The 16,916-nt window shown below is 64.3% G+C and carries 16 protein-coding genes; 10 read left to right on the forward strand and 6 right to left on the reverse strand.

Annotation, left to right across the window (positions count from 1 at the left end; genetic code table 11):
- The first annotated feature begins 132 nt into the window (after positions 1-132).
- A complete protein-coding gene (locus WM94_RS04255; protein ID WP_003256398.1) occupies positions 133-348 on the forward strand; it encodes a DUF2970 domain-containing protein in 216 nt (71 codons plus the stop codon).
- A gap of 263 nt (positions 349-611) precedes the next feature.
- Here WM94_RS04255 and WM94_RS04260 read toward each other — a convergent pair whose 3' ends face one another.
- Complete coding sequence (locus tag WM94_RS04260) at positions 612-1,688, reverse strand: ABC transporter substrate-binding protein (RefSeq protein WP_061550518.1); 1,077 nt, start codon at positions 1,686-1,688, stop codon at positions 612-614.
- A 213-nt stretch (positions 1,689-1,901) separates the two neighbouring features.
- On the opposite strand from WM94_RS04260, the gene WM94_RS04265 reads away from it, so the two are divergent.
- The 4 genes from WM94_RS04265 to WM94_RS30675 all read left to right on the forward strand — a co-directional run bounded on the left by WM94_RS04265 (position 1,902) and on the right by WM94_RS30675 (position 5,459).
- Positions 1,902-3,554 (forward strand): nitrite/sulfite reductase, encoded by a 1,653-nt coding sequence (locus WM94_RS04265; protein ID WP_013971944.1) that lies wholly within the window; start codon positions 1,902-1,904, stop codon positions 3,552-3,554.
- Complete coding sequence (locus WM94_RS04270; protein ID WP_046615699.1) at positions 3,538-4,032, forward strand: DUF934 domain-containing protein; 495 nt, start codon at positions 3,538-3,540, stop codon at positions 4,030-4,032. Before WM94_RS04265 ends, WM94_RS04270 begins: the two co-directional genes overlap by 17 nt.
- A gap of 355 nt (positions 4,033-4,387) precedes the next feature.
- Positions 4,388-5,191, forward strand: a complete 804-nt coding sequence (dkgB, locus tag WM94_RS04275) for a 2,5-didehydrogluconate reductase DkgB (protein ID WP_061550519.1) — start codon at positions 4,388-4,390, stop codon at positions 5,189-5,191.
- 4 nt (positions 5,192-5,195) lie between these two features.
- Positions 5,196-5,459, forward strand: a complete 264-nt coding sequence (locus WM94_RS30675) for a hypothetical protein (protein WP_061550520.1) — start codon at positions 5,196-5,198, stop codon at positions 5,457-5,459.
- Positions 5,460-5,762: 303 nt separating this feature from the next.
- Here WM94_RS30675 and WM94_RS04285 read toward each other — a convergent pair whose 3' ends face one another.
- Together WM94_RS04285 and WM94_RS04290 are read right to left on the reverse strand one after the other, a co-directional pair.
- The gene (locus WM94_RS04285) at positions 5,763-7,118 is read right to left on the reverse strand and encodes an ATP-binding protein (protein WP_015269743.1); all 1,356 of its coding nucleotides are present in this window, start codon (positions 7,116-7,118) and stop codon (positions 5,763-5,765) included.
- Entirely contained in the window at positions 7,115-7,825 is a 711-nt protein-coding gene (locus tag WM94_RS04290) for a response regulator (RefSeq protein ID WP_061550521.1), read from the reverse strand. The genes WM94_RS04285 and WM94_RS04290 overlap by 4 nt, the downstream gene beginning before the upstream one ends.
- Before the next feature lie 168 nt (positions 7,826-7,993).
- Here WM94_RS04290 and WM94_RS04295 point away from each other — a divergent pair, with 168 nt between their 5' ends.
- From WM94_RS04295 to WM94_RS04315, 5 genes are all read left to right on the forward strand, one after another.
- Positions 7,994-8,776: a VacJ family lipoprotein gene (locus tag WM94_RS04295; protein ID WP_061550522.1), complete on the forward strand. Its 783-nt coding sequence runs from the start codon at positions 7,994-7,996 to the stop codon at positions 8,774-8,776.
- Positions 8,766-8,999 carry a hypothetical protein gene (locus WM94_RS04300; protein WP_013971936.1) on the forward strand — a complete coding sequence of 78 codons (234 nt, stop codon included), beginning with the start codon at positions 8,766-8,768 and terminating at the stop codon, positions 8,997-8,999. Before WM94_RS04295 ends, WM94_RS04300 begins: the two co-directional genes overlap by 11 nt.
- Before the next feature lie 270 nt (positions 9,000-9,269).
- The gene (locus tag WM94_RS04305) at positions 9,270-10,502 is read left to right on the forward strand and encodes an MFS transporter (RefSeq protein ID WP_061550523.1); all 1,233 of its coding nucleotides are present in this window, start codon (positions 9,270-9,272) and stop codon (positions 10,500-10,502) included.
- Positions 10,503-10,538: 36 nt separating this feature from the next.
- Entirely contained in the window at positions 10,539-11,312 is a 774-nt protein-coding gene (locus WM94_RS04310; protein WP_003256408.1) for a helix-turn-helix domain-containing protein, read from the forward strand.
- A gap of 109 nt (positions 11,313-11,421) precedes the next feature.
- Positions 11,422-12,570, forward strand: coding sequence for a M14-type cytosolic carboxypeptidase (locus WM94_RS04315; protein ID WP_061550524.1), 1,149 nt, complete (start codon positions 11,422-11,424; stop codon positions 12,568-12,570).
- Positions 12,571-12,763: 193 nt separating this feature from the next.
- On the opposite strand, the gene WM94_RS04320 is transcribed toward WM94_RS04315, so the two are convergent.
- The 3 genes from WM94_RS04320 to WM94_RS04330 all read right to left on the reverse strand — a co-directional run bounded on the left by WM94_RS04320 (position 12,764) and on the right by WM94_RS04330 (position 16,902).
- A complete protein-coding gene (locus WM94_RS04320) occupies positions 12,764-13,732 on the reverse strand; it encodes a spore coat U domain-containing protein (RefSeq protein WP_061550525.1) in 969 nt (322 codons plus the stop codon).
- Positions 13,729-16,026, reverse strand: coding sequence for a fimbria/pilus outer membrane usher protein (locus tag WM94_RS04325; protein ID WP_061550591.1), 2,298 nt, complete (start codon positions 16,024-16,026; stop codon positions 13,729-13,731). Before WM94_RS04325 ends, WM94_RS04320 begins: the two co-directional genes overlap by 4 nt.
- 99 nt (positions 16,027-16,125) lie before the next feature.
- Complete coding sequence (locus WM94_RS04330; RefSeq protein WP_061550526.1) at positions 16,126-16,902, reverse strand: molecular chaperone; 777 nt, start codon at positions 16,900-16,902, stop codon at positions 16,126-16,128.
- Positions 16,903-16,916: the final 14 nt, after the last annotated feature.

Genomic DNA, 16,916 nt, shown 5'->3' on the forward strand with positions numbered 1-16,916 from the left:
GCGACACAAGGCCGCTCCTACAGGAGAATGCAATCCTTTGTAGGAGCGGCGTTGTGTCGCGATGGGCTGCACAGCAGCCCCAATAGCCACCTACACTGTCCCTGATTGCCTCTGATTTCCTCAGGAGCCACCATGGACGATTCCAGCCAGGGCAAGCCCCCTACCTTCTGGCAGATGCTGCACAGCATCCTCGCTGCCGCCTTCGGCGTGCAAAGCGGCAAGAACCGCGCCCGCGACTTCACCCACGGCAAGGCCAGCCATTTCATTGCGCTGGGGACGCTGTTCACCCTGGTGTTCATTGCCGTACTGATCGGCCTGGTGCAATTGGCCCTGCACCTTGCGCGCTAGCAAAAAAGCCTGCGGGACTCCCTCCCGCAGGCGCTCTGGCTGCATCACGGTCTTGAATACAAGTCTACTGGTGGCTGACCCAATAAACGGCAGTGACCACCACCAGAACGATCAGGCAGAGGATCGCCCAGGCATCGACGCTGCTGTCAGCTTTGCGGACCTTGGTTGAGTTTCCCATTGCATTGCCTCTTGTAGTGGTTATGGGAATGCACTTCACCACCAGCAGTTAAGACGAGCAATGCCCTTCCCTCAAGCAGGGTCTTTCAATAATTGATCGGTGATGTCAGAAATGGGTACTGGTAGTCGGGCGGCCGCCCTTCGGCACTGTAATGCTGGAAATCGATACCGTAGTCGGGCCGTTCCAGTAATTTCAGCCAACGGGTTGCCTTGGCCTGGTCAATCGACTGCAACACCGGGATGCGATGCTCGCGCAGGCCGTCGCGGTTCACCGCCAGTCCCTGGGCATCATCGTGCAGCATCACCATGGCCCAGCCGCCGAGGGTGAAATGCCCGCCCATCAGCACGCTAAGACGCCCGTCGATACGTGCATGCAGGGCCTCGGGCGAGCTGTTGATGGCGCTGAACAGCACATCGCGCCCCGGCTTGCGCCCTGCCTCTTCGAACGCCTGCATGGCACCAAAGGCCATTTCGTCGTTGGCCGACCATACCAGGCGGGTGGCCGGGTAGCGCTCCACCAGTTGCTGCGCCTGCTCGTAGGCGCGCTGGCGGCTCCAACCACCATATACCACCTGGCGCAGGCGCACCTGGGGGAAGTCGGCCAGGGCGCGGCGCATGCCCTCCTCGCGCAGCTGCGAGGCCGGGGTGGTCTTGACCCCGGCAAACGCCAGCAGGTCCACCGGCCCACTGTCGCGGGGCAATTGCGCGACCATCTGGTGCAACATCTCAAAACCCGCTTGCTCGTCGTTGGCCGTCAAGGTGCCCAGCAGCTCGGCATACTTGTCCGGCTGGGCCTCGATGCTACGGGCCTGGCTGGCAGTCAGGCCGTTGTTGACCAAGAACAGTTTGACGCCGGTGCCACGCGACAGGCGGATGATCTCCGGCGCCACGTACCGCTCATTGACCAGGACCAGGTAATCCGGCCGCTGCGGTCCGCCCAGGATCGCCCTGGCCTGGGTCAGCGCCAGGTCGGCGCGGCGTTCGCCGTATTCCACGTGCAGGGTCATGCCCAGATCGTCTGCAGCGGCCTGCATGAAGCGGGTATAACTGGTCCAGAACGTCTCGGTGGACAGCCCCGGGTTGAGGAAAACCACCGAAGCCGGCTGCGCACTTGCCGCCAGCGGCAAGGCAAGACACAAGCTTTGGCACAACGCCTTGAGCATGGGCTGACATCCCTGCGAAGCAAACGCCGGATTATAAACGCCAAGCCACGCCCAGCGCATAAATGGCAGTCAGTCTCACATAGTCCATTTGGTTCTTTTCATATGCAAAAACATCACTTTAGCGCATAAACGCAACCTGCTATCGTTCCCCGGCTCCGAAGCGGAGTGCGCGGCCGTGCGCGCGAATAGCTGCATGCCTGAGACAGGACTTTTATGTACGTATACGACGAGTACGATCAGCGGATCATCGAGGACCGCGTCAAGCAGTTCCGTGATCAGACCCGCCGCTATCTGGCCGGTGAGCTGAGCGAAGAAGAATTCCGCCCTCTGCGCCTGCAGAACGGCCTTTACATCCAACGTTTCGCGCCGATGCTGCGCGTCGCCGTGCCGTACGGCCAGCTGAACGCCACCCAGGTCCGCACCCTGGCCAGGATCGCCCGCGACTACGACAAGGGCTACGCCCACATCTCCACCCGCCAGAACGTGCAGTTCAACTGGCCGGCCCTGGAGGACATCCCGGACATCCTCGCCGAACTGGCCACCGTGCAGATGCACGCGATCCAGACCAGCGGCAACTGCCTGCGCAACACCACCACCGACCAGTTCGCCGGTGTGGCCGCAGACGAAATCGTCGATCCGCGCCCGTGGTGCGAAATCGTCCGTCAGTGGACCACCTTCCACCCGGAATTCGCCTACCTGCCGCGCAAGTTCAAGATTGCCATCAACGGCTCGCAGGAAGACCGCGCCGCCATCGAAGTGCACGACATCGGCCTGGAGCCGGTGCGCAATGCCGCTGGCGAGCTGGGCTTCCGTGTGCTGGTCGGTGGCGGCCTGGGCCGTACCCCGGTGGTTGGCTCGTTCATCAACGAGTTCCTGCCGTGGCAGGACCTGATCAGCTACCTTGATGCCATCCTGCGCGTGTACAACCGTTACGGTCGCCGTGACAACAAGTACAAGGCGCGGATCAAGATCCTGGTCAAGGCCCTTACCCCGGAAGTGTTCGCCGAGAAGGTCGAGGCCGAAATGGTCCACCTGCGCGGCGGCAGCACCACCCTGACCGAAGCCGAAGTGCAGCGTGTATCGCGCCACTTCGTCGACCCGGCCTACCTGGCCCTGGACAACGTCGACTACGCCGCGCAGGACGCCGAGTACCCAGGCTTCGCCCGCTGGCGCTCGCGCAACACCCGCGCCCACAAGCGCCCTGGCTACGTGGCCGTGACCCTGTCGCTGAAGCCCACCGGCGTTGCACCTGGCGATGTCACCGACAAGCAGCTGGACGCCGTGGCCGACCTGGCCGAGCGCTACAGCTTCGGTTTCCTGCGCACGTCGCACGAGCAGAACATCATTCTTGCCGACGTCGAGCAGCGTCAGCTGCATGCACTGTGGCTGGAACTGCGCGAAAACGGCTTCGCTACCCCGAACATCGGCCTGCTGACCGACATCATCTGCTGCCCGGGCGGTGACTACTGCTCGCTGGCCAACGCCAAGTCGATCCCGATCGCCGAATCCATCCAGCGCCGCTTCGACGACCTGGACTACCTGTTCGACATCGGCGAGATCGACCTGAACATCTCCGGCTGCATGAACGCCTGCGGCCACCACCACGTGGGCCACATCGGCATCCTCGGCGTGGACAAGAAGGGTGAGGAGTTCTACCAGGTGTCGCTGGGCGGCAATGCCGCGCGTGGCGCGAGCCTGGGCAAGATCCTCGGCCCGTCCTTCGCCCAGGATGACATGGCCGATGTGATCGAGAAGCTGATCGCCGTGTACGTCGAGCAACGTACCGAGGAAGAGCGTTTCATCGACACCTACCAGCGTATCGGCATCGACCCCTTCAAGGAACGCGTCTATGCAGCGAATCATTAAGAACAACCAGATCGTCGACGAAACCTGGCATCTGCTGCCCAAGGAAACGTCCTTTGACGAGCTGACCAACTGCGACGACTACATCGTCCCGCTGCAGATGTGGCGCGACCATGCCCATGCGCTCAAGGCCCGTGACGGCGGGCTGGGCATATGGCTGGACAGTGACGAAGAAGCCGAAGAAATCGGCGAAGAGGTGCAGCACTTCCAGGTCATCGCACTGAACTTCCCGGCGTTCACCGACGGGCGCAACTACTCCAATGCGCGCCTGCTGCGTGACCGCTACAAGTTCAAGGGCGAACTGCGCGCCATCGGCGACGTGCTGCGCGACCAGCTGTTCTTCATGGCCCGTTGCGGCTTTGACGCGTTCGCCATCCGCGCCGACAAGGACCCGGAAGACGCGCTGCAAAGCCTGAAGGACTTCTCGGTGACCTACCAGGCCGCCACCGACGAGCCGCTGCCGCTGTTCCGCCGGCGCTGATCGTCACCTTGCAATGCCAGACGGCCCGCCTATATGGCGGGCCGTTTCGTTTTCCTGTACCGGCCTCTTCGCGGGTGAACCCGCTCCCACAGGTACTGCACCGTTCTTGAGTGCGGCGCGGTCCCTGTGGGAGCGGGTTCACCCGCGAAGAGGCCGGTACAGGTTTACCCTGCATTCCCCCAGCAACAGTCACGGCACAGCGACCTATTCTTGCCTCCCAGTCAAATGACCTTGGCCCCGCCCCACCTTAATCAATCTCCCTCAAAGCCGCACACTGCTCCCCACACGAAGAGCGATCGAATCCGAGCGACCAACCTCGATTCGGCTCACCCCCTCACTCACCAGGAGCAGATCCATGAGCGTTCCATCCTTCGGCCTCGGCACCTTTCGCCTAACCGGCCAAGCCGTCATCGATTCGGTCAAGTCGGCCCTGGAACTTGGCTACCGCGTCATCGACACCGCACAGATCTACAAGAACGAAGCCGACGTCGGCCAGGCCATCGCCGAAAGCGGCGTCAAGCGCGGCGAGCTGTTCATTACCACCAAGATCTGGGTCGAAAACTACGCCGCCGACAAGCTGGTCCCCAGCCTGCGCGACAGCCTGCAAAAACTGCGCACCGACTACGTCGACCTGCTGCTGATCCACTGGCCAGCCCCAGGCAACGGCGTTGAGCTGCCCGAGTACATGGCCGCCCTGGCCGAAGCCAAGAAGCTGGGCCTGACCCGCCAGATCGGTGTATCCAACTTCAACATCGAACTGACCCGCCAGGCCATCGAAGTGGTCGGCGAAGGCGAAATCGCCACCAATCAGATCGAACTCAGCCCCTACCTGCAGAACGGCAAGCTGACCGCGTTCCTCAAGGAGCAAGGCATCACCGTCACCTCGTACATGACCCTGGCCTACGGCAAGGTGCTGAAAGACCCGGTACTGGCCGACATCGCCGCCAAGCACAAGGCCACCGTGGCCCAGGTTGCCCTGGCTTGGGCCCTGCAGCTGGGCTACGCGGTGATCCCGTCGTCGACCAAGCGGGAAAACCTGGCCAGCAACCTGCTCGCACGTGACCTGAAGCTGGACGCTGACGACATGGCACGCATCGCCAAGCTCGAGCGCAACGGCCGTGAAGTCAGCCCTGACGGCCTGGCGCCAATCTGGGATTGATGCCATGACCACGCCCCTCGAACGCCTGACCGCTGGCGGCTTCAGCATCGGCCTGGAAGCGCCGCTGGACCACGACTGGCCCCCCGCCGGCGACCAGGCGCGGCGCCGCGATGGCCGCCAGTTCGGCGAGCCGGACCTGGCCCGCCACGCAGAACTGGCACAACTGGCCGATCGCCTGGGCTACCGCGCCCTGTGGGTCCGCGATGTGCCGCTGTACGACCCGTCGTTCGGCGATGCCGCCCAGGTGTTCGAGGTGTTTGCCTCGTAACGTGCGGCCGCTGGACGAAACCCTGCGCGAAATTGCCGAATACGTATTGCCACAATTCCATGAGAAAAAAGCCCAACTGACGGAGGCCACCCCAAGACAGGCACACGCGCAATGAAGGGCGGGCGCGTCCTGTTAGCCCTGGCCATCGGCGCCTTCGGCATCGGCCCCACCGAGTTCACCCCGATGGGCTTGCTGCCGGCTGGTTGGGCTTAGCAAGGTTGCCGGGAAAACTGCAGCCGACGCAGCCTGATAGAGCCCCCCTTGCCCCATCGATCACCCCAGGCTCAGCGAACTGGGCTCTGATCAGCCCTGCGGCAGCATGATCCTGACTTCCAGCCCGCCACCCGGGCGGTTGCCCAGGGACATGCTGCCCCCCTGCTCCAGCACGATGGCACGTGCTGCGGGCAGGCCCAGCCCCACGCCACCGGTATTGCGGTTGCGTGAACCTTCGATACGGTAGAACGGCGCGAATACCTGCTCGTGCAGCTCCGGCGCAATGCCCGGCCCGCGATCCTGCACGGTAATCTCGATCTGCCTGGCGTTAACCGCCAACACCACCGTGGGCTCGCAGCCGTATTTCGCTGCATTGTCGATCAAGTTGACCAGCACCCGCTTGATACCCACCGGCCGCCCCGTATACACACAGCGACGCGGCCCGCTGAGGCCGACCTCGACCCCCGCATCCTTGAAGTCGTCCACCACGGTCAGCAGCAATTCGCCGAGGTCGAATACGGTCGTCTGTTCCAGCCGCGCGTCATCACGGAAGAACCCCAATGCCGCATCGACCATCGCCTGCATCTCGTCGACGTCCTTGAACAACTTGGCCTGTAGCTGGGCATCGTCGATGAACTCGGCGCGCAAGCGCATGCGGGTCAGCGGTGCACGCAGGTCATGGGAGATGGCCGCGAGCATCTGGGTACGGTCGTTGAGAAAATGCTTGAGCTGCGCCTGGGTGGCATTGAACGCAAGAATGGTCTGACGCAGGTCGTGCGGGCCGACCACCGGAATGGGCGGGGCGTTGAAGTCCTTGCCAAAACGCCGCGCACCTTCGGCAAAGCGCTCCAGCGGCTTGGCCAGGTAGCGGGTGGCCAACAGCGCGACGACAAGGCTGGAAACCAGCATCAGCCCGAGGATGATCAGGTTGCGCGGCAGTTCGTCCAGGCCCCAGCTACGGCTGGTGGCACGGAACAGCACCCAGGACTTGTCGGTCAGCTCGATCATCAGCGCATAACCACGCTCAGGTGCGTACTCCGGCATGTCGGACGGTGCGAAAGCCTCGACCCTGGCATCCGGGCGCTTGAGCAATGCGCGCAGGATAGGCGTGCCCTCGCTGAACTCGGCATCGACCAGCACGGGTACGCCCGCTTCGTCATGGCGGCGCAGCCAGCGCACGGAGTATGAGCCGTCGCCCGCCGCACTGGCGATGTTGGCGCGCTGCGCCATGGGCGCGACGTCGAGGATGCGAGTGACCGCTGCAACCTTCTCGATCACCCCGCTCTCCAGTAGCGGTGGCTGCGCCCAGACACTCAGCAACAGGCTGAACAGCCCCTTGAGCAGCAACAGGAACAGCATCGCCGTCAGGGTGGTCAGCGCGATCCAGCGGGCAATGGTGATCCTGGGCCGTGGCAGGGCCTGGCGAACCCTGGCGAGCAGCTTCATCGCTTCGCGACCGTGGGCGTGAACAGATAACCGGCGTTGCGCAGGGTACGGATCAAGGGCTCGTTGCCGTTGTCGGTTTCAAGCTTGCGGCGCAGCCGGCTGACCTGGACGTCGATGCTGCGATCATAGGCGTCGTAGGCATCGCCACGGGCCATGTCCAGCAACTGCTGGCGGCTGAGCACCCGCCGCGGATGTTCGGCGAACACCAGCAGCAGCTCGAACTCACCGTTGGACAAGGGGATCATGACGTTGTCCGGCGAACGCAGCTCGCGCCGCACCACATCCAGCCGCCAGCCGGCAAACTCCAGGGTCGCGCAGGCATGGCCCGCCGCGCTCCCGGCCGCTTCGCCGGCACGGCGCAGCACTGCCCTCACCCGGGCCAGCAGTTCACGGGCGGCGAACGGCTTCGTCAGGTAGTCGTCTGCCCCCAGCTCCAGGCCAACCACCCGGTCACTCAACTCGCCCATGGCGGTGAGCATGATCACTGCCACCTTGTGCTCGGCCAGCAGGCGCTGGCACAACACCAGGCCACTTTCGCCAGGCAGCATCACATCCAGGATGACCAGGTCCGGCACCCGCCGCTCGACGGCCTGCCACAGCGCCTTGCCATCCCTGGCCACATCAACCTCGTAGCCATGTTGGCAGAGAAACTTCTGCAGCAGGTCGAGCACCTCGACATCATCGTCGACTATCAGCAAATGGCTCACAAAAAAGCACCGCAAAACAAGGTTATCAAGCCGTACTTTAAGGCCATCCCCACGTAGCCGTCATATATTTCAACCCGGAAACAAAGTGTCGACGCCGAGACAATCCGGACATTACCAGGCAAAGAAAACTGCGCAGCATCGCTGCCAGTTCTTGCCAGGAATGTATCTATGTCCCGTTCATCATCCGCCTCCCGCTCAGCGCGCTCAGCCGCGCTGGCCTTGTCGCTGCTTGCGGCGGGAGGCTGCAGCCAACGTGCACCGGCCACGGCGGCCTGCGGCAATGTCGCCTATCAGGTCAGTGACCCGGCGGAGCCCGCCAACCGCGCCGTATTCGCCTTCAACCGCACGGTCGACGACTATCTGCTGGCCCCCGTCGCACGGGGCTACACCGCGCTGCCCGGTTTTGCCCAGCAGGGCATGCACAACTTTGCCAGCAACTTCGGTGAGCCGAAGGTGTTCGTCAACGACCTGCTGCAGGGCAACGGCGAACGGGCGATGACCAGCCTCTCCCGCTTCATCTTCAACACCACCCTGGGTGTGGCAGGGCTGGTCGACGTGTCTGGCAAGATGGGGCTGAGCCAGCATCGCTCGGACTTTGGCCAGACTTTCGGGGTGTGGAACATCGCCTCTGGCCCCATCGTCGAGCTGCCGCTGCTGGGCACCCACAACCTGCGCGATGCCACCGGCACGCTGCTGGGCCTGGCACTGGACCCGTTTGGCGGCAACAGCGATACCGTCGAAACCATGGGCACCGTAGCCACGGCCGGCGGCATCGTCGATGCACGGGCCGAAGCACTGCCACTGACCGACCTGCTGCGCACCTGGCCTGACTACTACGTTGCGATGCGTGACTACACCGCGCAGCGGCGCAGCAACCGGGTGGCAGAAGGCAAGGCCGGCGAGCCGGGCACCTGGCCAGTGGAGTGCGCAGGGGGTGCCCATGAAAAATGATGCCCAAGGCGCCATGCTGCTGTTCAGGCGCCTGGAAGGCGCTGCCCGGCAACCGCTGTTGCTGCATGAACTGGAGGCCCGGGTTTCGGCCGATGGCCGGAGCCTGGTGCTGAGCCGTTATCGCGAACGCTTTACCGCCGAGGGCAAGCCCTACCGACACGAGGCTCACCGCAGCGTACCGATTGCAGCATTGCTGCGCTGGGTGGCGCGGCACGAACGATGAATTCGAGGTCGGCCAAGTGTCAGCAGGGACCCTGTGGGAGCGGCTTTAGCCGCGAACACCGGCGCAGCCGGTGCCATGCACCGCGCTGGATTCTTCGCGGGTGAACCCGCTCCCACAGGGTACGCGGACCGCCTGCGAATTCAGGGCGTCAGGTCCGGAATGTCCGAAACGCGACAGTGGCTGCCTGTTCGGCGTGAGACAGGCAAACCGGGCACTGGCTACCCTTCTTCGGCAAATGCCTTGTTCCCTTTCGCCAGAAGAAGATCGCCCATGACGACCTCCACCGCCTCCATGGCCGCCACCACACCTGCCGACCAACCCCAGGGCTTTCTGGTCCGCATCGTCGGCGCTGCGGCATTCGCCCACCTGCTCAACGACCTGATCCAGGCCGTGCTGCCGTCCATCTACCCGATGCTCAAGAGCGATTTCGCACTCAGCTTTGCCCAGATCGGCTGGATCGCCCTCATCTACCAGGTGACCGCGTCCTTGCTGCAACCCTGGGTCGGCCTGTACACCGACAAGCGCCCGCAGCCCTACCTGCTCCCGGCCGGTATGCTGGTGACGCTGGTGGGCATCGCCCTGCTCGCCTTCGCCAGTAGCTATGAAATGCTGCTGGTGGCCGCCGCGGTGGTCGGCGTGGGCTCGGCGACCTTCCACCCCGAAGCCTCGCGGGTGACCAGGATGGCCTCCGGTGGGCGCTTTGGCACCGCGCAATCGACCTTCCAGGTCGGTGGCAACACCGGCTCGGCCCTCGGCCCGCTGTTGACCGCTGCCATCGTCATTCCGCACGGCCAGCCGGCCATCGCCTGGTTCATGCTGGCGGCCGCGCTGGCGGTATTCGTGCTGCTGCGGGTGACCGGCTGGACCGTGCGTCACGGCCAGACCCGGCTCAAGACCTTCGCCGGCCAGCAGGCCCCCGGCCTGTCGCATGGCGCCATGTGGCGCGCCGTGGCGGTCATCGCCGTGCTGATGTTCGCCAAGTTCGTCTACATCGCCTCGTTCACCAACTATTTCACCTTCTACCTGATCGAGCATTTCGGCCTGAGCGTGCAGCACAGCCAGCTGTACCTGTTCGTGTTCCTCGCGGCCGTGGCCCTGGGCACCTTCGCTGGTGGCCCGGTGGGTGACCGTATCGGGCGCAAGGCGGTGATCTGGGTCTCGTTCCTCGGCGTGGCGCCCTTCGCCCTCGCCCTGCCCTACGCCAACCTGGCCTGGACGGCGGTACTGGCGGTGGCCATCGGCCTGGTGATGTCCTCGGCCTTCGCCGCCCTGGTGGTGTATGCCCAGGAGGCCGTGCCGGGCCGGGTCGGCATGGTGTCGGGGGTGATGTTCGGGTTGATGTTCGGTATCAGCGGCATCGGCGCCGCCGGGCTTGGCGAACTGGCCGACCGGCATGGCATCGAGTGGGTGTACCAGATCATCTCGTTCCTGCCGCTGCTGGGGTTGGCCACCGCGCTGCTGCCGGCAACCCGCTCGCAAGCCCGCCCCAGCCGCTGCTGTTAAAGTGGGCGTGCCAGGCTGCCCGTACAAGAGGTCGAAATGCTGAAGCCGCAGCACGAATTGCTGGTGGAGGTGGATGAGTGGAGCTGGGAGGTGGGCAGCCGTGCGACGGACTACCCGACCGACTGGTTCATCGAGCCCCACAGCCATGCCAAGCACCAACTGATCTATGCCACCAAAGGCCTGATGATCGTCGAGTCCGGTAACGAACGCTGGACCGTGCCTCCCAGCCGCGGCGTATGGATGCCTTGCGGCCAGGTGCACGCGATACGCTGCGTGGGCGAGGTGAAGATGCGCAGTGTGTTCGTGCGCGCCGACGCGGCAGTGCAGTTGCCCCTGCAGAGCAAGGCGATCAGCATCTCGCCATTGCTCAGCGAGCTGATCAAGGCTTCCGTAGGCTTTACCGCGCCGTTTGCCGAAGACTCCCGTGAAGCCCGGGTGATGCGCCTGATCCTCGACGAGATCTGCGTGCTGCCGACCTTGCCGCTGAAGCTGTCGCAGCCCGGCGACAAGCGCCTGCAGGCGATCTGCTCCGCGCTGCACGAGCGGCCTGACGATAACGCCACCGTGGCCGACTGGGGCCAGCAGCTGGGAGTGGACGAAAAGACCATCCAGCGCCTGTTCCGCAAGGAAACCGGCATGACCTTCGGCCAGTGGCGCCAGCAGGCGCGGTTGATGCAGGCACTGGAGCGGATCGCCCTGGGCGAGCGGATCATCGATGTGGCGGGGACGCTGGGGTATGACAGCCCCAGTGCCTTCGCCAGCATGTTCAAGCGCCAGTTCGGTATCACGCCGAGTCAGTTCTTCAAATAGCCTGTAGGAAACATATGAGATCGCCCCCGCGTCGCCTGATCTCGCACAGCAACCCTGTCAAGCCGTGTACAGTACCCTCACAACAAAGCCCCCAGAAGGAGCCCGGCACATGACCGTGACGCTGTCCCCCCTGCAGATCGACTGCGATTTCGACTCCGGCAACATCCAGGTGCTGGATGCCAGCAACCCGGCCCGGGTGCACCTGGCCATCCGCCCGGACACCCACAGCGGCCACTACCAGTGGTTCCACTTCAAGGTCAGCGGGCTGACGCCAGGCCAGGTCCATCGCTTCAGCCTCGACAACGCCTCCGGTTCCTCCTACAAGAACGCCTGGAGCGGCTACAACGCCGTGGCCTCCTACGACCAGCAAACCTGGTTCCGCGTCCCCAGCCAGTTCGACGGCACGGCGCTGTCGTTCGAGGTAAAGGCCGAACAGCCGCACATCTGGTTCGCCTACTTCGAGCCCTACCCGCGCGCTCGTCACAACCAGCTGATCGAACGTGCACGGCAACTGCCGGGGGTGGAATTGCTCGCCAGTGGCCGCAGCGTACAGGGTCGCGACATTCCCCTGCTGCGTGCCGGTGATGGTGCCGCAGGCAAGCGCAGGCTGTGGCTGATTGCCCAGCAACACCCGGGCGAACACATGGCCGAATGGTTCATGGAGGGCGTGATCGACCGCCTGCAGGCCAACGACGAGGTGATCCGGCAGTTGCTGGCCAAGGCCGACCTGTACCTGATCCCCAACATGAACCCCGACGGTGCCTTCCTCGGCCACCTGCGCACCAACTTCAAGGGCAAGGACCTCAACCGTGCCTGGCAAGACGCCAGCGTCGAGCTCAGCCCCGAGGTCTTCTTCGCCCAGGCACAGATGAAGCAACACGGCGTGGATGCGTTCATCGACGTGCATGGCGACGAAGAAATTCCCCATGTGTTCACCGCGGCCTGCGAGGGCAACCCGGGCTACACGCCGCGTCTGGCCAAACTGGAGGAGCAGTTCCGCAGCACCCTGTGCAGCCTGACCCGCGACTTCCAGACCGTGCATGGCTATACCCGCGACGAACCGGGGCAAGCCAACACGACGCTGGCCTGCAATGCGGTGGGGATGGCGCATGACTGCCTGTCACTGACCCTGGAAATGCCGTTCAAGGACCATGACGACGCGCCGGATGCCGTCACCGGGTGGTCGGGGGCACGTTCGAAGGCGTTGGCCGGGGCGGTGCTTGAGACCTTGGCGAAGATGGTTGGCGATTTGCGCTGACTGAAACGGCCCATCGCCGGCAAGCCGGCTCTCACAGGACTGCACATGACTCATTGAATTAGCAGGGACCCTGTGGGAGCGGCTTTAGCCGCGAACACCGGCGTAGCCGGTGCCATGCACCGCGTTGGATTCTTCGCGGCTAAAGCCGCTCCCACAGGTTACGCGGACCGCCGCTCCCACAAGGTCCCTGCGCTCAGAACTGCACATCCAGAATCACGCTGTCGGTATAGGTCGCAGCCGGGGGTGTAGCCTGGTCGGTGTAGACCTTGGCGTTGTAGTTGAACACCTGGCTACCGGTGCCGGTCCCCGTGCCGGGGTTCACATCGGCATCGGCACTGGCCCGCCGCGCAGCCCCTGTCGACCCCCAGCGCACCGCCCCGGCGCTCTTGAAAATGTCATAGGCCAGGTAGTTGTTGGCCGCAGACTTCATCCGCCGTCGACCATTGGCCACGTTCTGCCCGTCATCCAGGCCCACCGTGTAGTTGCTGCCCTTGGTGCACGACACGCTCAGGCTCTGGCTCACCGTGCCGAACCCCGCCACCACCGGCGCGCTGGCGAAGTTGATGCTGGGCGTAGTGATCTGGCAGTCGTTGGTCACCGTCATGCTTACCAGCAGGGTTCTGGTACCGGAGCCCTGGTCTCGCCCTATGCAAAGCCCGCCAACACCAATCCCGTCGCAATAGTCCCAGGTCCATTCGACATCGAGGATTTCCTGATATAGCCCCGCCGATACGTTGCTGCCCACCTGCGTGCGCATGTAGATAGGCACATTCTTCGGTGTACCGTTGAGCAACCCGAGCAAGTCGAGGATGCCGGTGGTCCTGAATTCGAAGGGGGTGCCACGGGTGATCGGATAGTTGGTTGTGGCGTCGGCATAGAGGGTGTAGGGGATCACATCCCCGGTAGGCCCTACCAGGCCGCTGGTGGTGGATGTGATCTTGATCTTGAAGGAGTCGGTGCTACTGAGCACGCTGATCACCGAACCGTTGCATTGCAGGCCCGAGTTGGTGCTGGAAGCTGTCTGGACCGTGCCACGTACCTGAGTCGAGTTGAGCGAACCAAACGCCGCCGGAGCAGTCAACACTGACGTGCACTTGGCCCAGGCCGAGCCCGCCCACAACAACAAGGCGCATGCCCACAAACCACGCCAGCAGGCCTTCACTTGCACACCAACGGGCCAATCAACGGGATCAAACCTTGCGACTCAGGCAGGTCGAACGCCACCTGGCAATGCCCGCCCCCCTCCAACTCAACCAGCAGTCGGTTATGCGGCGTCAGGTTCTCCAGATAAACCAGGCCATCCCAACCGACCACCGCCTGGCTGCCACTTTCTGCATGGGTGACACGGCTGCCCAGCTTGAGTACCTGCTGTTCGGCGTCCACCAGTTCGAGGCTGGCCGCCAGCACGCGCCTGAGCGGGAACTCCAGCAAGTAGCCGCTGCCCCGGCGCACCGCCACCCGCTGTTCCACTTCCGGCGCGAGGATGTCCGGCGGCAAGCCCATGGGGTCGATCTCGTACTTGCCGCGGTAATAACCGCTGCTGTACGGCACCAGCAGGTGACCATCGGCATCGGTACGGCCGACCTCCTGGTTTTCATAGCGCACCGGCACGTCGGCGTAACCACTGGTGCTGACTAACACGAAGGCATCGTCGATACGGTTGGCAGCGAACAGCCCGGCATCCATCCAAACCAGCGAGCCACTGGCGTCGGCCCAGCGGGTCATCTCTCCACTGCTGCCATACAAACCGGCCTGCAACTGCACCGACTGAAGGCGCCATGTGACATCGGCCTGGCGGTAGGCATCGCGCTCGCTACCGGCGGCGTAGCCCAGGTTGTAACCGACACCACCCCCCACCGGCGTCGCGCGGCTGTAGTTGACCCGCTGCAGGGTTTCGCCTTGCTGGCTGCGCTCCATGCCCAGGGCCAGGGTGCCGTGCAGGTCGAACGGGATCACCAGTTGCGCCTGCACTGCCCACTGGCTGTCCCCCACTTCACGGTTGGCCGACAGATAAACGCTGCTGTTGCCCCACAGCGGCCTGCTGTAGCTCAGGTTGATCAGCCGGGTACGTGTGCCGTCGCCGGCGCGCACATCGAAATAGCCGGCGCCGATGTTGCCGTATTCGTTCAGGTTCAGGCTCAGCGTGACCTGCTCGCTGCGCTGGCTCAGCTGTATGTCCCGGCTGTCGACCCGGGTCAGGTCGGCATAGTCGCCATGGCGTTGCAGGCGCTGGTAGCTGAAGCCGATGCGCTGGCTGTTGTACTGGTAGCCGAGGGCGACCTGGTGGCCCTTTTCGCCGTCGAACCGGCTCTGCGCCAGGGCCGCGTTGAGCACACCAAGGTTGCCCAGCCGCATGTTGCCGCCCAGGCCGCCCAGCATCAGCGATTCGGCGCTTTCGGCATGGGTCTCCAGGGTGAAGATGTCGCTAACCCCGTAGCGCAGGCTGGCCGAAGCAACCCCGGGGCCGTAGGCAAAATCGCGTACCCCGTAGTCACGGCGCAGGCTGCCGGCTGCCACCGAATAGTCGGTCAGGCCCTGCTGCAGCAGGCTGCTGGTGACGTAGAACGGCAAGGTGGTCGACACCTGCCGGCCAAGGGCATCGGTGGTGACCACCACCGCCTCCCCGGCGCCGTTGATGAAGGGCACGTTGGTCAAGGTGTAGGGACCCGGCTGCAATTCGCTGGTGCTGGACTTGTAGCCATTGATGAACAGGTCCAGCGAGGTCGGCACCGCCGCTTCACCGGAGAACGCCGGCAGCGGATAGGTGACCAGGTCGGGGCGTACAGCGAAATCGCGCGACAACTGCAGGCCACCGACCCGCACCGAGCTGGTCCAGGGCAAGGCCCCGGTCACCAGGTCACCGGCTTCGTAGGTCAGCAGGCGCTGCTCGTCGGTGAAACGCCAGGTGGTGTCGTAGCGCAAGAAGCCTTGGCGCATATCGTCGGTCGGCGCACCATTGAACGACTGGCGCCACTGCCCGCTGCTGGAGAACGTTCCCCAGCTGTCGAACAGGCGCAGTTCGTTCCAGGCCGCCAGGTAGCTGCCGCCGTCATCGGTGTCGTTCAGGTACAGGTCGTAGTTGAACAAGGCGCCGAAACTGCTGCGTGCATCGCTGGCCGGGTACAGGTTGCGGTCGCCCAGTTGCTGGTCGGGCAGCCAGGCCGGCGGCACTTGCAGCAGCAGCCGCTGGTTCTGGCTGTCGTAGTCGGCATGCATCCCCACGATGGTCTCAAGCGCCACCTCGCCCTGGGGGGTGCCCGGCAGCGAAACTCCGGCCGCCCGCAACACCTCGCTATCCAGGTACAACTGCCCGGCACGCTGCTGCACCGGCACCAGCTCAGACCTGGGCACCTGGTTCACCAGCAACTCGAGGTACAACGTGGCATCGGCGATGGCAGACATCTCCGTGGGTGGTGGCGGCAGGTCGTCGGCCAGCACCAGGCCAGGGCCGACCAGGGCAAGCCCCAGGCAACAACGGTGGGTCAGCCACCTCACACACGGTGTCCAACCATTGCCGGATTCTCCACGGCCTGTGCGCGGCATTCAGGCGCAGGCTCATTGGCTTTGGCGGATGGCGTCCGCGCTGCTCTGGCCGTTTACCCTCCCCTTGAGCACACTGCCGGCACTCGGTGTTAGCGGTGCCGGCCAGCGCATGCTGGCCCCCGGCAGCACATAACCCAGCAAGCCATCGGCCAGTGGTTTGCTCTGGCTGCCCTGCTGCACCACCACATCAGTCAGGCGTGCATGCACCGGGCCGGTGTTGCGCAGTTCCACGTACGGCTTGCCCTGCACGGTCACTGCACGCCAGCTGAGTTGCGGCTTGCCGACGCCCTCGGCATTGCCCTTGCTCTCAGGGCCTGCCTTGCCCCACAGGCCTTCGCCGTAGACGAACAGGGGTACCGAGTAGCGCATCTGCAGGCGGATCGCCGCGGTGGTGCCGGGCTCGGCCTTGTCGACCGGGATGGCAGGCGGGATTTCGTCGATGATGATGCGGTAGGCCTGCTCCTGGCCGACTGGCGAGGGGCCGGTGCGGGTCAGGCGGATCAATTGCTTCTGCCCGGGGGCGACGTTGGCCACCGGCGGGCTGCCAATGATCTCGCGCTGTGCCTGGTACTGTTCCTGGTAGTCACCTTGGCGCCAGGCGAACACCCGCACCTGCAGGTTGGCCGGTGCGGTTCCGCGGTTTTCCAGCCACAGTGCGCCAGCCTTCTGGTCAGCCTCCAACACCGGGTCGATCGGCCAGATCAGCACCGAGGTGGCCGCCCAGGCTGGCAGGCTCGCCAGCCACGATACTCCGATCAATCCTCGCGCCCACTTCGCGCCTGCCCCCATGAAGCTCTCCTTGG

The sequence above is a fragment of the Pseudomonas sp. ABFPK genome (assembly GCF_001586765.1).
GTDB classification, from domain to species: Bacteria; Pseudomonadota; Gammaproteobacteria; order Pseudomonadales; family Pseudomonadaceae; genus Aquipseudomonas; species Aquipseudomonas asiatica.

Excerpts from the sequence above, each read along its gene's own strand:
- WM94_RS04310 (WP_003256408.1), top strand. The coding sequence starts at position 10,539 with ATGCTGAAGCCGCAGCACGAATTGCTGGTGGAGGTGGATGAGTGGAGC.
- WM94_RS04255 (WP_003256398.1), top strand. The coding sequence starts at position 133 with ATGGACGATTCCAGCCAGGGCAAGCCCCCTACCTTCTGGCAGATGCTG.
- dkgB (WP_061550519.1), top strand. The coding sequence starts at position 4,388 with ATGAGCGTTCCATCCTTCGGCCTCGGCACCTTTCGCCTAACCGGCCAA.
- WM94_RS30675 (WP_061550520.1), top strand. The coding sequence starts at position 5,196 with ATGACCACGCCCCTCGAACGCCTGACCGCTGGCGGCTTCAGCATCGGC.
- WM94_RS04300 (WP_013971936.1), top strand. The coding sequence starts at position 8,766 with ATGAAAAATGATGCCCAAGGCGCCATGCTGCTGTTCAGGCGCCTGGAA.
- WM94_RS04270 (WP_046615699.1), top strand. The coding sequence starts at position 3,538 with ATGCAGCGAATCATTAAGAACAACCAGATCGTCGACGAAACCTGGCAT.
- WM94_RS04305 (WP_061550523.1), top strand. The coding sequence starts at position 9,270 with ATGACGACCTCCACCGCCTCCATGGCCGCCACCACACCTGCCGACCAA.
- WM94_RS04285 (WP_015269743.1), bottom strand. The coding sequence starts at position 7,118 with ATGAAGCTGCTCGCCAGGGTTCGCCAGGCCCTGCCACGGCCCAGGATC.
- WM94_RS04265 (WP_013971944.1), top strand. The coding sequence starts at position 1,902 with ATGTACGTATACGACGAGTACGATCAGCGGATCATCGAGGACCGCGTC.
- WM94_RS04330 (WP_061550526.1), bottom strand. The coding sequence starts at position 16,902 with ATGGGGGCAGGCGCGAAGTGGGCGCGAGGATTGATCGGAGTATCGTGG.
- WM94_RS04260 (WP_061550518.1), bottom strand. The coding sequence starts at position 1,688 with ATGCTCAAGGCGTTGTGCCAAAGCTTGTGTCTTGCCTTGCCGCTGGCG.
- WM94_RS04315 (WP_061550524.1), top strand. The coding sequence starts at position 11,422 with ATGACCGTGACGCTGTCCCCCCTGCAGATCGACTGCGATTTCGACTCC.
- WM94_RS04295 (WP_061550522.1), top strand. The coding sequence starts at position 7,994 with ATGTCCCGTTCATCATCCGCCTCCCGCTCAGCGCGCTCAGCCGCGCTG.